The organism is Kiloniellales bacterium (genome assembly GCA_030064845.1).
GTDB lineage: Bacteria > Pseudomonadota > Alphaproteobacteria > Kiloniellales > JAKSDN01 > JASJEC01.
The window spans coordinates 61,351-74,378 of record JASJEC010000007.1 but is presented as its reverse complement, the minus strand read 5'-3'; the positions used below and the strand labels follow the sequence as shown (position 1 = coordinate 74,378).

Sequence of the window (13,028 nt, the reverse complement as noted above, 5' to 3'; positions counted from 1 at the left end):
ATCCGCTCACATCCTCTTGCCGGCATTGTAGGCGCCGGCCAACGCCGTCAATCGTGCCACCTCGGTAAGGAAGCGATCGGCGATCGCACCCGGGGCGAGAACGAGGTGAACCGTGTGCTCACGGCCGAGCACGCCGCCCAGCTCGGCCGCGGTGAAGATCTCCACCGGCGCCGGCCCGTTCCGCGCCGCGCCGGCCAAGGCCGCTAGTTTCTGACGCCCGCCGGGTGCCGCGTCAACCGCCTGAATAAGGACCGCACCTTCTCCGGCGGCAAGCTTGGCCTTTGCCTTCTCGAAACCGCCGACCGCCGCCCCGGCCCGCCGAGCCAGACCGATCAGGTCCAGACAGCGGCGCCGCAACGATGCGGCAACCTGTTCCGCCAGATCCTCGGCCACGGTCACCGGCCGCTTGGCGGCGCGGGCGAAGAGGTTGCGGCCGCACGCGCGCTCGATCATATCGCGCCGTGGCGCCAACCACAAACCGCGCCCCGGCAACTTGCCGGCGGCGTCGAACACGATCCTGCCGGCGGGATCCACGACAAATCGCAGCAATTCCGTCTTCGGGCGAAGCTCGCCGCTCGCCAGGCATCGCCGCACCGGGCCGGCCGCCTCGCGGCGGGGCTCGGCCCTCGATTCGCTATGTGTCATCGTCGCCATCATGGAGCGTGTCGCGGGCTTGCGGTTGGATTAACCTGCCGGCTCGCTCTCGGACACCGTTTCCTCCGCCTCCGCGGCGGTGTCCGGGGCCTGCTCCGCGTCGGGCAGGTCGTCGAACCAGTGCGCCCGCGCGGCCATGATGACCGCGTTGGCGTCGTCGATGGAGAGCGACCCCTCGCCAAGGATCTCGATCAGCTCGTCGCTGGCGAGGTCACCCAGATCGTCGAGCGTCTTGATGCCCTTCTCACCGAGAGAGACCAGCATGGCGGCGCGCAGCCCCTCGAGAGCGGCCAGCTCGTCGGACACGCCCAGCTCCCGGCGCTGTTCGTCGTAACGCCGGTCCTGCTCTTCCAGATAGGTCCGGGCGCGCACTCGGAGCTCTTCGGCGACGTCCTCGTCGAAACCTTCGATCTCGGCCAGCTCGGCGAGCGGCACGAAAGCGACCTGTTCCAGGCTTGCGAAGCCCTCGGCCACAAGGAGGTGGGCGATCACGTCGTCGACGTCGAGCGCGGTCATGAAGATCTGCGAGCGCTGGCGGACCTCCTCCTGCCGGCGGCGCGACTCCTCCTCCTCCGTCAGGATGTCGATGTCCCACCCGGACAGCTGCGAGGCGAGCCGCACGTTCTGTCCGCGCCGGCCGATCGCCAGCGACAGCTGGTCGTCGGGTACCACCACCTCGATCCGTCCCTGCTCCTCGTCGAGCACCACCTTGGTCACCTCCGCCGGGGCCAGGGCGTTGACGACGAAGGTCGCGGTGTCCGGCGACCAGGGAATGATGTCGATCTTCTCGCCCTGGAGCTCGCTGACCACGGCCTGGACCCGGCTGCCGCGCATGCCGACGCAGGCGCCGACCGGATCGATCGAGGAGTCGTGGGAGATCACCGCGATCTTGGCACGGCTGCCCGGGTCGCGCGCCACCGCCTTGATCTCGATGATGCCGTCGTAGATCTCCGGCACCTCCTGGGCGAACAGCTTGGCCATGAGCTGCGGATGGGTGCGCGAAAGAAAGATCTGCGGCCCGCGGGTCTCCTCGCGCACGTCGTAGATGTAGGCGCGCACCCGGTCGCCGGTTCGGAAGGTCTCGCGCGGCAGCGATTCGTCGCGGCGCATCAGGCCTTCGGCCCGCCCCAGGTCGACCGTGACGTTGCCGAACTCGTTGCGCTTCACGATGCCGTTGACGATCTCGCCGGTCCGATCCTTGAACTCCTCGAACTGGCGCGAGCGCTCGGCCTCGCGCACCTTCTGCACGATAACCTGCTTGGCCGTCTGGGCGGCGATGCGCCCCAGGTCGATCGGCGGCAGGTCCTCGACCACGAAATCGCCGACTGTCGAGCCCGGGCGGCGGATCTCGGCGTCCTGGAGGGTCATTTGGGTGAACTCGTTCTCCACCTCGTCGACCACCTCGCGGAAGCGGCGCAGCCTGATCTCGCCGGACTTGCGGTCGATCTCGGCCCGGATATCGTGCTCGTGGCCGTACTTGGCGCGGCCGGCCTTGCCGATCGCCTGCTCCATGGCCTCCAGCACCTCGTCGCGCTCGATGCTCTTCTCGCGCGCGACGGCGTCGGCCACCTGCAGCAGCTCGGTTCGGGAAAGAGTTGCCGTCTCCATCATCTCGTCTCGGTCCCCATCGTCAAAATCACTGTCGTTCCGTCGGCGCCGCCCCATGGGCCGCGATCAGGTCGTCGGTCAAGAGCAGCTTGGCCTTGGCCAGGTCACCGAAGGGCAAGCTGACCTCGCCGGTCTCCGTCGCCAGGCGGATCGAGTCCCGGTCCAGACCGAGCAGCGTGCCGCGAAAGCGCCGGCGCCCCTCGATCGGCATGCGCGTCTCGAGCCGCGCCTCGAAGCCGGCGAAGCGGGCGAAGTCGTCCAGCCGCGTCAGCGGTCGGTCGATCCCCGGCGAGCTCACCTCCAGCACATAGGCGCTGCGGATCGGGTCGGCCACATCGAGGTGGGCCGAGATCTCGCGGCTGGCGGCGGCGCAGTCGTCGACCGTGACGGCCGCGCCGTCGAGCCGCTCAACCATTACCTGCAGCTTGGCCCGCCGGTCGCCGGACAGCAGCACGCGGACGATCGCGTAGCCGAGCGCCTCGAGCGGCGCCGAGATCAGTTGCTCGACTTCGGCCGCCTTACCTTCACTGGTCAAATGCGCGCCAGGCACCGCCTCGAAAGGCTTCGATAGCGCCACTCACCGACTCCCGCTTATGCCGAACAAAAAAGTGGGCCCTTGGCCCACCTCGTTTCGAGAGCCAGACGCACCCGGTTCGGCCGGTTGCGTCCACCCTTATGGTTAGGCGGAATTTACGCCCCGAAACCCAAGTTCGCAAGGCCTTTATGCCGGATCGGCGGCCGTCGCCGGGGCTCTGTCCCGGGGCACGCGGAGGAAGCGCAGGAAGGCCGGTCGGCGGCCTTGGCTGAGCGCCTTGAGCTCGTAGCGGGTCGAGGGCCAGTCGTCCGGACGGCGCCGCCAGTCGTCCGGGCCCCGGGCCAGCCAGCGGAAGGCCGGATGGGCGGTGGTCAACTCCAGGATGCGGCGCAGATAGCCGTCGTGGTCGGTCGCGATCCTCAGCTCGCCGCCGTCGCTGAGGGTCGTGGCCAGGCGGTCGAGCAGGGAATCCGTCAGAAGACGGCGCTTGTGATGCCGGACCTTGGGCCAGGGGTCGGGAAACAGCAGAAACACCCGGCCGAGCGCCGCCGGTGGCAGGGCATCCAGCAGATCGCGCGCGTCGCCCTGGTAGAGCCGGACGTTGCCGACCCCCTCGGCTTCGATGCGCTTCACCGCGGCGGCGACGCCGTTGATGAAGACCTCGGCACCGAGCATGCCGACGTCCCGGTTCTCCGCCGCCTGCCAAACGAGGTGTTCGCCGCTGCCGAAACCGATCTCGAGCCAGACTTCCTTCGGCGGCACGTCGAACAGGCCGCCGGCGTCCAGCGTCAAGCCGGGCGCGGGAAGCGAAACGGCCAATTCGGGCAGCCGGCTCTCCAGCAGGCTCCGCGCCTTGGGCCGCAGCGGCCGGCCGAGCCGGCGGCCGTGGGTCTTGCGCCGCGGAAAGCCCGGGCCCTCGTGGGGATCGCGGCCGGCCATGCGCCTAGCGGCGGATCGCGCCTGCCCGGCGGGACCGGGCGCACCCAAGCGAACGCCGGTCAGGCGTCGAAGGCTGCCTTAAGTCCTTCCACAAGGTCGAGGCGCTCCCAGGAAAATCCACCTTGCGGGTCGGGCGCGCGGCCGAAATGGCCGTACGCCGCCGTGCGGGCATAGATCGGCCGGTTCAGGCCGAGATGCTCGCGGATGCCGCGCGGAGAGAGGTCGACCATGTCCTGCAGCGTAAGCGACAGCTTATGCGGATCGACCCGGTGCTCGCCGCCACAGGCGCTGACGTAGACCGACAGGGGCTTCGAGACTCCGATGGCGTAGGACAGCTGGATCGTGCAGCGCTCGGCGAGCCCGGCGGCGACCACGTTCTTGGCCAGATAGCGCGCCGCGTAGGCTGCCGAGCGGTCGACCTTGGTCGGGTCCTTGCCGGAGAAGGCGCCGCCGCCGTGGGGCGCCGCGCCGCCATAGGTGTCGACGATGATCTTGCGCCCGGTCAGCCCGCAATCGCTGTCCGGGCCGCCGATCACAAAACGGCCGGTCGGGTTGACGTAGAACTCGCTGTCGTCGCACATCCAGCCCTCGGGCAGGGCCTGGAGGACGTAGGGCCGGACGATCTCGCGCACCGCGTCCTGATCGAGCTCTTCCGCGTGCTGCGTCGATACCACGATCGAGGTGGCGCCGGTCGGCCTGTCGTCTTCGTACTGGAGGGTCACCTGGCTCTTGGCGTCGGGGCCGAGGCCGGGCGCGTCACCCGCGTGGCGCGCTTCGGCGAGCAGCCGGAGGATCTTGTGCGACAGGTGGATGGCCGCCGGCATGAGCTCCTCGGTCTCGCGGCACGCGTAGCCGAACATGATGCCCTGGTCGCCGGCGCCCTCGTCCTTGTTGCCGGCGGCGTCGACGCCCTGGGCGATGTCCACTGACTGTTCGTGGATGAAGTTCTCGACCGCCGCCGATCGCCAATGAAAGCCTTCCTGCTCGTAGCCGATATCCTTGACCGCCTGGCGCGCCGCTTCCTCGATCAGTTCCGGCGTCACCGTCGAGGGCCCGCGGACCTCGCCGCCGAGAACGATCCGGTTGGTGGTAGCCAGGGTCTCGACCGCGACCCGCGACAGAGGGTCCTGGGACAGAAACAGATCCACCACAGTGTCGGAGATTCGGTCGCAAACCTTATCGGGGTGACCTTCCGACACGGATTCGCTGGTGAAGAGATATCGCCTCTGTTTCAAATCAGATTCTCCCAGGCGGGTGCCGCGACCTTCGGGACCTTGCGGTCGTCGCGCAGAGCCAAGCCGATGGCGGATTTGCCGTCATTCCGCTGCGCCGCCGATAGCACGGTAGCCGCGGCCGGCGGCACTTTGCCGCCAGTGCAATTTTTTCGTCAAGCAGAAATGCCGCAGCGTCGCCGCGTCAGCCGGCCTTCTCGTAGGGGCCGAGGCCGAGCGCCTTGACCATCTCGAACAGCCTCTTTCGGACCTGGGGATCCTGAATCTTGTAATAGGCCCGTACCAGCTCCAGCGTCTCCCGGCGGGCCATCGGGCTGGGCTCGTTCAAGGGCTCGACCTCGGCCTTGCCCCGCACCTGACCGGGCGACGCGGCGGCGACGTCTTCCGACATGTCGTCGAAGAAGAAACCGACCGGCACGTCCAACACGCGCGACAGGTCGAAGAGCCGGCTGGCGCCGATCCGGTTCGAACCCCTCTCGTATTTCTGGATCTGCTGAAAAGTAAGGCCGATGGCCTCCCCGAGTTTTTCCTGGCTCATCCCCAACAAAGTCCGACGGAGCTTCACCCGGCCGCCGACGTGAACATCAATTGGATTGGGCACGCCTTCGCCGCGGCTGGAGTCTTTATCCCCACCCCGGTTCATACGGTAATCTCCTTCTTGAAAATCTTCGCATCAACCCCCGATCCCGATGCAGTCAACGCATACCATAGTATGTGTCTGATTGTGAACCCTTATGAAGGTTTTATGAACTCGGAAAGAGAGAAGATTATCGGCCTTCGCGCCACTTCAGACCGAAGGCCAGCGCCAGGGCCGCGAACAGCAACACGGCAATGACGGCATTGCCGATTCGCGAGAAGGGCGTCGGTTCGAGCGCCTTCGGCAGGGGGGAGTCGATCAGCCGGACCTCCTGGAGGCCGGCGCTGTCGAGCAGGCGGCCGTAGCTGTCGATGACGGCGGAGATGCCAGAGTTGGCGACGCGTACGATCGGCAGGCCTTCCTCGACCGCGCGCAGGCGGGCCGCCGCCAGGTGCTGGTGCGGCCCGGAGCTGGTGCCGAACCAGGCGTCGTTGGTCAGGTTGAGCAGCCACCCAGGGCGGCTGTCCGCCTGGACCACGGCACCGGGAAAGATCACCTCGTAGCAGATCAGCGGGCCGACCGGCGGCAGGCCCGGCAGGTCAAGCGACAGCGGCCCCGGGCCGGCGCTGAAATCGATGGCGCCGGGTGTCAGCTTGTCGATCGGCAACCACTCCCGGAGCGGCGCGTACTCGCCGAAGGGCACCAGGTGGAACTTGTCGTAGGTGGCCCGGATCGCGCCGGCGCCGTCGAGCGCATGGAAGGAGTTCCAGACCTGCCGGCGGCCGCCGCTGAAGGAGGACCTGATCGCGCCGGTCAGCAGCAGTCCGTCCGGCGGGATGACCGCGGCGAGGTCGCGGCGCAGGATCGGCTCCTGCTCCAGAGAATAGGTCACCGCGGTCTCGGACCAGATCACGTGGGTGACAGGTTCCGCGCCGGGCCGCCGGGACAGGTTCACCTGGTCGACCAGGTTGCGCAACCGCAGCTCGGGGTCCCATTTGAGCGTTTGTTCGATGCTCGGCTGGACCAGGCGCAACCGCACGCCCTCGACCCCGTCGGCGCCGGGCGCCGGCGCCGAGGCGAGCCGCCAGGCCCCGGCCGCCCACAGCAGGAGCAGCAAGCCGGCCATTGCCGACACCGGCGCCCAGCGCATCCACGGGCCAGCGCCGGCGATACCCAGCGTGGCGGGGGCCCCGGCGGCGGCCACGGTGACGAAGGAAAGGCCCCAGACGCCGGCCAGCGCGGCGCTCTGCAGCACGGCGTCGGAGAACACCCAGACCGACCCGACGAGGTTCCAGGGGAAGCCGGTCAAGAACCAGGACCGAATCCACTCGGCGAACAGCCAGGCGGCGGCCAGCATCAGCCAGCGGCCGTGCCGGGGACCCGGCAGACGCCAGGCCAGCGCCACCGCGACGCCCGGAAAGAGCGCCATGCCGCCGCACAGCAGGCCGACCGCCAGCGGCATCAGCAGCGCGAAGCGCTCCGCGTCGACGAAGAAGGCGATGCCGACCCAATAGAGTCCGGCCAGGAAGTAGCCAAAGCCGAAAGCCCAGCCGAGGCCGAACGCGGCCCGCGCGCTACCTACCCCGGACAGCAGCCAAAGCAGGCCGGTGAAGGCCGGCACCAGCAGAAACACGAGATGCAGCGGCGGCAGGGCGGTACTGGCCAGGAGCCCCAGGCCGACCGCCAATGCGAGGCGCGGCCAGGTGCCGAGGCCGGCCAGGCGGCGGGCGAGCTTGAGCGCGGGTGCCGCCGGATCAGTCTGCAGCGCGATGGCCACGGTCGGTCACCCTTTCCGGCAGGTTGCGAACACGCAGCCGCTTGATGCGCCGGGGGTCGGCCTGCAGCACCTCGAAAGAGACACCTGAGGGTTCGTGCACCAGGAGCTCGCCTCGGGTCGGAACCCGGCCGGCCAGGGAGAAAACCAGGCCGCCCAGCGTATCGATATCCTCTTCCCGCTCCTCATCCGAGAGCACGGGGCCGACCAGCTCCTCGAACTCCTCGACCATGGCGCGGGCATCGGCGATCAGCGACCCGTCGGCCCGGAACACCAGTTTCGGCCCGTCGACCACGTCGTGCTCGTCCTCGATCTCACCGATGATCTCCTCGACCAGGTCCTCGATGGTGATGAGCCCGTCGATCCCGCCGAATTCGTCGACCACCAGCGCCATGTGGGTGCGCGACAGGCGCATCTCGAGCAGGAGGTCGAGGACCCGCATCGAGGGCGCGATGATGAGGACCTTGCGCATGATCGCCGGCAGATCGAAGTTCTCGGGCGCGGCCGCGCAAGGCAGCACGTCCTTGATATGGACCAGGCCGAGTACGTCGTCGAGCGTGCCGCGGTAGACCGGCAGGCGCGAGTGCCCGGCCTTGCTCATGACGTCGAGCAATTCGTCCAGGTCCGTCTCGGCGTCGACCGAGACGATGTCGGCGCGCGGCACCATAACGTCGTAGGCCGTGGAGTGACGCTGCTTGAGGATGTTGGCGAGCATGATCCGCTCGTCGTTACTGATCGGCGGGCCCTCGGCGTCCTCCACCTCGGTCTCGCCGATCTCCTCGATGATCTCCTCGATGGTTTCGCGCAGGGCATCGCCGTTGCGCGCGCGGAACAGGCCGCGCAGCCACTGCCAGAGGCCGACGAGCGGCCCCCCTTCGCTCTGGCCGTTGCGGCCCAGCTTGGCGTTGCCGGAGTAGCTGGTCATGACACAGTTCCCGCCGGCAGGGCGTCCCGAGGTTCGGCGGCGTCCCGATAGGGGTCGGGAACGCCCAGCCCGGCCAGGATCCGGCGTTCGAGGTCTTCCATCGCGGCCGCCTCGCCGGCGGTTTGATGATCGTGACCGAGCAGGTGGAGCAGCCCGTGAACGACGAGATGGGCGAAGTGATCGGCCAGTCGCTTGTCCTGGACGACCGCCTCGCGGGCGATCGTCTCGCGGGCGAGCACCACGTCGCCCAGCAGGCGCGGCCCGGGCCCGGGATCGCCGGGCCCGTCGAGATCGCCGAAGGACAGCACGTTGGTCGGGCCGGACCGCCCCCGGTAGCGCCGGTTCAGCTCCGCCGCGGTGGCGTCGTCGGCGAGCACGATCGAGACCTCACTTGGCGGCGCCGCGTCGTCGGACGGCCGGGCCGCGCGCCAGGCCGCCTCGGCGGCGCGGCGCGCAACGGCCTCTGCCTCGGGCAGGTCGGACAGCCATCGCGGATCCTCGGCGAGGACCCAGAGCTTCAAGCCGGTACTTGGAGGTTCTTCGCTCATGCCCTGTTGAGAGACCGTCGTCTCGCCCTCATCGCCCCTTGTCGCCGCGCTTCCGGTCCCTGGCATCGTAGGCTCGAACGATCCGCGTGACCAAGGCGTGGCGCACCACGTCCGCGTCGGTGAAGCGGACGAAAGCCACCTCGTCCAGATCGCCCAGCAGCTCGACCGCGTCGCGCAGCCCGGACGGCTGGCCGTGAGGCAGATCGATCTGCGACAGGTCTCCGGTGATCGCCATCCTGCTGTTCTCGCCGAAGCGGGTCAGGAACATCTTCATCTGGACGGGCGTGGTGTTCTGCGCCTCGTCGAGGATGACGAAGGCGTTGCTGAGCGTGCGCCCGCGCATGAAGGCGAGCGGCGCGACCTCGATCTCGCCGCTCGACAGGCGGTTCATGACCTGATCGGCCGGCAGCATGTCGTAGAGCGCGTCGTAAAGCGGCCGCAGGTAGGGATCGACCTTGTCGCGCAGGTCCCCCGGCAGGAAGCCGAGCCGCTCCCCCGCCTCCACGGCGGGCCGCGACACGATCAGCCGGTCGACCTTGCCGGACATCAGCAGCGAGACCGCCATGGCGACCGCCAGGTAGGTCTTGCCGGTGCCGGCGGGCCCGAGGCCGAACACCAGCTCGTGGCGCATCAGCGCGTCGATGTAGGCCGCCTGGCCGGCGGAGCGCGGCGAGATGTGCCGCCGGCGGGTCCGGATCGTAAGATGCTCGGCGTGGATCGCGTCGGCTGCCGCGCCCTGGTCCGGGTCGGCCTCGCTCCGGGCCAGCCGCACCACGGCGTCGACCTCGCCGTCGCCGACGCCGAGGCCCTTGAGCAAGCGGTCGTAGAGCGCGGTCAGCGCGGCCCGTGCGTTGCGCACCGCGTCGGGCGGCCCGCTGATCGCCACCTGATTGCCGCGGCAGGCGAGCGAGACCCCGAGCTGCCGTTCGATCCTTGCCAGGTTCTGGTCGTGCTCGCCGAACAGCATGGGGAGCACGCTGTTGTCCTCGAACTGCAGGACATCGGGCTGATCGGCCGTCTGGGAGACGCTCATCGGCCGGCTCCCGCGGTAGCTGCGCCGACCGGAATCCCGCCGGCCGGCCCTGGGGCACGCGCCTCGACGACCCGGCCGGCCAGGCTGTTGGCATGACCCGCCTCGATCTCGACCGGCACCAGCCGGCCCAGGAGCGCCGAGGGCGCGGCGGCGTGGACCGCCTGCATATGGGGACTGCGCCCGACCAGCTGGCCGGCGCCGCGACCGGCGCGTTCGAACAGGACCTCGACCACCCGGCCCACGCTGGCACGGTTGAAGGCCGTCTGCTGCTCGTTCAAGAGGGTCTGCAGCATGGCGAGACGCTCGTCCTTGACCGCTTCGGGCACCTGATCGGGCTGATCGGCCGCCGGCGTGCCCGGGCGCGGCGAGTACTTGAAGGAGTAGGCCTGGGCGTAGCCGACCTCGGTGACCAGGCGCAGAGTTTGGGCGAAGTCCTGATCGGTCTCGCCCGGGAAGCCGACGATGAAGTCCGAGGACAAGGCCAGGTCCGGGCGGGCGCGCCGCAGGCGGGCCACGATGTCGAGGTAGTCCGCGGCCCCGTGGCGCCGGTTCATCGCCCGCAAGATCCGGTCGGAACCCGACTGCACCGGCAGGTGCAGGTAGGGCATGAGTTCCGCGACATCGCCGTGGGCTTCGATCAGCTCGGCGTCCATGTCCGCGGGGTGGGAGGTCGTGTAGCGCAGGCGCCGAAGGCCGTCGATCCGGGCCAGGCGCCGGATCAGGCGGCCGAGGCCCCAGGTGGCGGCGGCCCCGGCCTCGCCGTGATAGGCGTTGACGTTCTGGCCGAGCAGCGTGATCTCGATCGTGCCGGCAGAGACCATGCGCTCGGCTTCGGCGACGATTTCGGCGGCCGGCCGCGAGAACTCGGCGCCGCGGGTGTAGGGCACCACGCAGAAGGTGCAGAACTTGTCGCAGCCTTCCTGGATCGAGAGGAAGCCCGCGGCGCCCTGGGGCGAGGCCTCCTCCGGCAGGTGATCGAACTTGGATTCGGTCGGAAACTCGGTATCCAGGACCGGCCGGCCGGCTTCGGGGCCGAGCGCGCGGCGCACCATCTCCGGCAGGCGATGATAGGTCTGGGGGCCGAAAACCAGGTCCACCTGGGGCGCGCGGCGCACGATCTCCTCGCCTTCCGCCTGCGCGACGCAGCCGGCGACGCCGATCAGCATGGGCGCGCCCCGGGCCGCCTTGGCCTGCTTCAGCCGGCGCAGCCGGCCGAGCTCGGAGAAGACCTTCTCCGACGCCTTCTCACGAATATGGCAGGTATTCAGGATCACCAGATCGGCGTCTTCGAGCCTGTCGGTCACGGCATAGCCAAGCGGGGCCAAGGTATCCGCCATACGGGTCGAGTCGTAGACGTTCATTTGGCAACCATAGGTCTTGATAAAGAGTTGCTTTGCCATATCAGGCGCATTCCGCCGCCGTTCCGGCGGGCTCCGCGGGGTCTCTTCGTGGTCGGGACATGTCTAGGCGCGCGAGGTCGGGCAAGAACGGCGGTTTCCTAGCTTGCCGGGACCGGCACCGCGGCTTCCCCGGCCGGCATGGGGCGCCCGGTCAGGGCCGAGGCCACACCGAGGGATGAAAGACGCTGACAGTGTTCGCTCAAGGCCTTCCTGCATCCCAATTCGTCCACCGTGACCGGCGGGTGGAAACGGATCTCAACCGTCAGTCGCCCCATTCCCGCCATCTGCCATAGATGGGGTGCCAGATCCATATCGCCATACCAGGCGAAGAGCGGCCGGAGGTAGCGGCCCAAGGGCAAACCGTCGAGCTTGGTATAGGCGATGGAGACCGACTGCACCCGGACCGGGCGGCCCTTCGGCCGGTACTCGGCCACGGACAGGAGCGCGCTCTTGAAGGGCTTGACCCGATTGCCGTCGCCGCTGGTCCCCTCGGGGAACAGGATCAGGTCGTCGCCGCTTTCCATGCGGTCCAGCAGCTCGTCGCGGTGGTCGGCGGTGCGGGTCCGCCGGCGCTCGACGAAAACCGTCCGCTGCATCCGGGCCAGCCAGCCGAACAGGGGCCAGGATCGCACCTCCGCCTTGGCGATGAAGCAGCCGTAGATCAGCGATCCCAGGGCGGTGATGTCCAGATAGGAGACGTGATTGGCGAGGTAGATGGTCGGATGCTCGTGCGACGGCTCGCCCTTGCACACGACCTCGATGCCGAGGATCCGGCAACACTGCTGGTGGTACCAGCGGGGCAGCTTGTGGCTCAGCCGGAGCTTCAGGGAGAGCGCAAGTGTCTGCAAAGCCATCATCGGCAAGGTGAAGCCCGTCATGAGGGAGAGACGGACCAGCGCGACGAGCCGCGAGGAGGGGATGGTCTTCGCCATGACCGTCAGGCCCTGCTCTCCTCCCGCACGTAGTGACGGTAGTACTTCTCCGTCACGCGGTCGGTCTTGACCAGGATGCAGACGTCGGTCGTGCCGAATTCGCCGTCGACGACGGCGCCGTCGCCGACAAAGCCGCCGAGGCGCAGATAGCCCTTGACCAGCGGTGGCAGGGCCTGGAGCGCCGCTTTCTGGTCGATCTGATCCGGCGGCATGAAGTCCATGTCGACGTAGAGCTCGGGCAGGGCGCGCGGCCGCAGAAAGGCCGGCGCCATGTGGTTGTGATACATGAAGGCGAGCGGCACGGCGAGTTCGCGCGGCTCAACGCCGGGCAGGCTGGCGCAGCCGAACAGGATATCGATGTCGTAGTGGAACACGTAGGCCGCGATGCCGCGCCAGAGAAGGTACATGGTTGCGCCGGTCCTGTACTCGGCATCGACACAGGACCGGCCGACCTCCAGCAGCTCCCCGCCGTGGGCCACCAGGTTGGTGATATCGTATTCGCCCGCGGTGTAGAACCGGCCGAAGCGGTCCGCGGCCTCGCGGCGCATCATGCGGTAGGTCCCGACCACGGCCTGCGCGGCGTCGCTCCCGCGGGTCTCGTCGATCACCAGGAGATGGTCGCAGAACTCGTCGAAGCTGTCGAATTCGCGCTCCAGCGAGGCCATTTCCTGGCTCGGCTTGGCCGTCATCTCCTCGCAGAAGACGCGGTAGCGCAGGCCTTGCGAGGCCCTGATCTCGTCGGCCGATTCGGCCAGCCTAATGTGCAGGTTCCGCGCCCTGACATCGACCGGACGCGGGATTTCGCTGTGGGTCACGTCTTCATGGCCGCCTTGTCGGCACGCGGCGTCCCCGTGAGTTGCCGCAGAGAGTG

At 68.7% G+C, this 13,028-nt stretch carries 13 protein-coding genes; all 13 read right to left on the bottom strand.

From position 1 onward, the window contains the following. Positions 1 to 6 precede the first annotated feature (6 nt). The 13 genes from QNJ67_04435 to QNJ67_04375 all read right to left on the bottom strand — a co-directional run bounded on the left by QNJ67_04435 (position 7) and on the right by QNJ67_04375 (position 12,972). The gene (locus QNJ67_04435) at positions 7 to 657 is read right to left on the bottom strand and encodes an RNA-binding protein (GenBank protein MDJ0608201.1); all 651 of its coding nucleotides are present in this window, start codon (positions 655 to 657) and stop codon (positions 7 to 9) included. Positions 658 to 684: 27 nt separating this feature from the next. Then, a complete protein-coding gene (gene nusA, locus QNJ67_04430) occupies positions 685 to 2,262 on the bottom strand; it encodes a transcription termination factor NusA (protein ID MDJ0608200.1) in 1,578 nt (525 codons plus the stop codon). Positions 2,263 to 2,290: 28 nt separating this feature from the next. Continuing rightward, a complete protein-coding gene (gene rimP, locus QNJ67_04425; protein ID MDJ0608199.1) occupies positions 2,291 to 2,797 on the bottom strand; it encodes a ribosome maturation factor RimP in 507 nt (168 codons plus the stop codon). A 186-nt stretch (positions 2,798 to 2,983) separates the two neighbouring features. After that, positions 2,984 to 3,736, bottom strand: a complete 753-nt coding sequence (trmB, locus tag QNJ67_04420; protein MDJ0608198.1) for a tRNA (guanosine(46)-N7)-methyltransferase TrmB — start codon at positions 3,734 to 3,736, stop codon at positions 2,984 to 2,986. A 59-nt stretch (positions 3,737 to 3,795) separates the two neighbouring features. After that, positions 3,796 to 4,971 (bottom strand): methionine adenosyltransferase, encoded by a 1,176-nt coding sequence (metK, locus tag QNJ67_04415; protein MDJ0608197.1) that lies wholly within the window; start codon positions 4,969 to 4,971, stop codon positions 3,796 to 3,798. 181 nt (positions 4,972 to 5,152) lie between these two features. Continuing rightward, on the bottom strand, positions 5,153 to 5,611 hold the full coding sequence (locus QNJ67_04410) for a helix-turn-helix domain-containing protein (protein MDJ0608196.1): 459 nt from the start codon (positions 5,609 to 5,611) through the stop codon (positions 5,153 to 5,155). A gap of 124 nt (positions 5,612 to 5,735) precedes the next feature. Further along, positions 5,736 to 7,322, bottom strand: coding sequence for an apolipoprotein N-acyltransferase (gene lnt, locus QNJ67_04405; protein ID MDJ0608195.1), 1,587 nt, complete (start codon positions 7,320 to 7,322; stop codon positions 5,736 to 5,738). Beyond that, positions 7,300 to 8,244 carry a hemolysin family protein gene (locus QNJ67_04400; protein MDJ0608194.1) on the bottom strand — a complete coding sequence of 315 codons (945 nt, stop codon included), beginning with the start codon at positions 8,242 to 8,244 and terminating at the stop codon, positions 7,300 to 7,302. Before QNJ67_04400 ends, lnt begins: the two co-directional genes overlap by 23 nt. Next, positions 8,241 to 8,792 carry an rRNA maturation RNase YbeY gene (gene ybeY, locus QNJ67_04395; GenBank protein MDJ0608193.1) on the bottom strand — a complete coding sequence of 184 codons (552 nt, stop codon included), beginning with the start codon at positions 8,790 to 8,792 and terminating at the stop codon, positions 8,241 to 8,243. Before ybeY ends, QNJ67_04400 begins: the two co-directional genes overlap by 4 nt. Positions 8,793 to 8,820: 28 nt before the next feature. Then, on the bottom strand, positions 8,821 to 9,825 hold the full coding sequence (locus QNJ67_04390; protein MDJ0608192.1) for a PhoH family protein: 1,005 nt from the start codon (positions 9,823 to 9,825) through the stop codon (positions 8,821 to 8,823). Continuing rightward, positions 9,822 to 11,225: a tRNA (N6-isopentenyl adenosine(37)-C2)-methylthiotransferase MiaB gene (gene miaB, locus QNJ67_04385; GenBank protein MDJ0608191.1), complete on the bottom strand. Its 1,404-nt coding sequence runs from the start codon at positions 11,223 to 11,225 to the stop codon at positions 9,822 to 9,824. Before miaB ends, QNJ67_04390 begins: the two co-directional genes overlap by 4 nt. Before the next feature lie 98 nt (positions 11,226 to 11,323). After that, positions 11,324 to 12,157, bottom strand: a complete 834-nt coding sequence (locus tag QNJ67_04380) for a lysophospholipid acyltransferase family protein (GenBank protein MDJ0608190.1) — start codon at positions 12,155 to 12,157, stop codon at positions 11,324 to 11,326. Between the two features lie 5 nt (positions 12,158 to 12,162). Beyond that, positions 12,163 to 12,972: a GNAT family N-acyltransferase gene (locus QNJ67_04375; GenBank protein MDJ0608189.1), complete on the bottom strand. Its 810-nt coding sequence runs from the start codon at positions 12,970 to 12,972 to the stop codon at positions 12,163 to 12,165. Positions 12,973 to 13,028 lie beyond the last annotated feature (56 nt).

Excerpts from the sequence above, each read along its gene's own strand:
- QNJ67_04435 (MDJ0608201.1), bottom strand. The coding sequence starts at position 657 with ATGATGGCGACGATGACACATAGCGAATCGAGGGCCGAGCCCCGCCGC.
- nusA (MDJ0608200.1), bottom strand. The coding sequence starts at position 2,262 with ATGGAGACGGCAACTCTTTCCCGAACCGAGCTGCTGCAGGTGGCCGAC.
- trmB (MDJ0608198.1), bottom strand. The coding sequence starts at position 3,736 with ATGGCCGGCCGCGATCCCCACGAGGGCCCGGGCTTTCCGCGGCGCAAG.
- QNJ67_04410 (MDJ0608196.1), bottom strand. The coding sequence starts at position 5,611 with ATGAACCGGGGTGGGGATAAAGACTCCAGCCGCGGCGAAGGCGTGCCC.
- QNJ67_04400 (MDJ0608194.1), bottom strand. The coding sequence starts at position 8,244 with ATGACCAGCTACTCCGGCAACGCCAAGCTGGGCCGCAACGGCCAGAGC.
- ybeY (MDJ0608193.1), bottom strand. The coding sequence starts at position 8,792 with ATGAGCGAAGAACCTCCAAGTACCGGCTTGAAGCTCTGGGTCCTCGCC.
- QNJ67_04390 (MDJ0608192.1), bottom strand. The coding sequence starts at position 9,825 with ATGAGCGTCTCCCAGACGGCCGATCAGCCCGATGTCCTGCAGTTCGAG.
- miaB (MDJ0608191.1), bottom strand. The coding sequence starts at position 11,225 with ATGGCAAAGCAACTCTTTATCAAGACCTATGGTTGCCAAATGAACGTC.
- QNJ67_04380 (MDJ0608190.1), bottom strand. The coding sequence starts at position 12,157 with ATGGCGAAGACCATCCCCTCCTCGCGGCTCGTCGCGCTGGTCCGTCTC.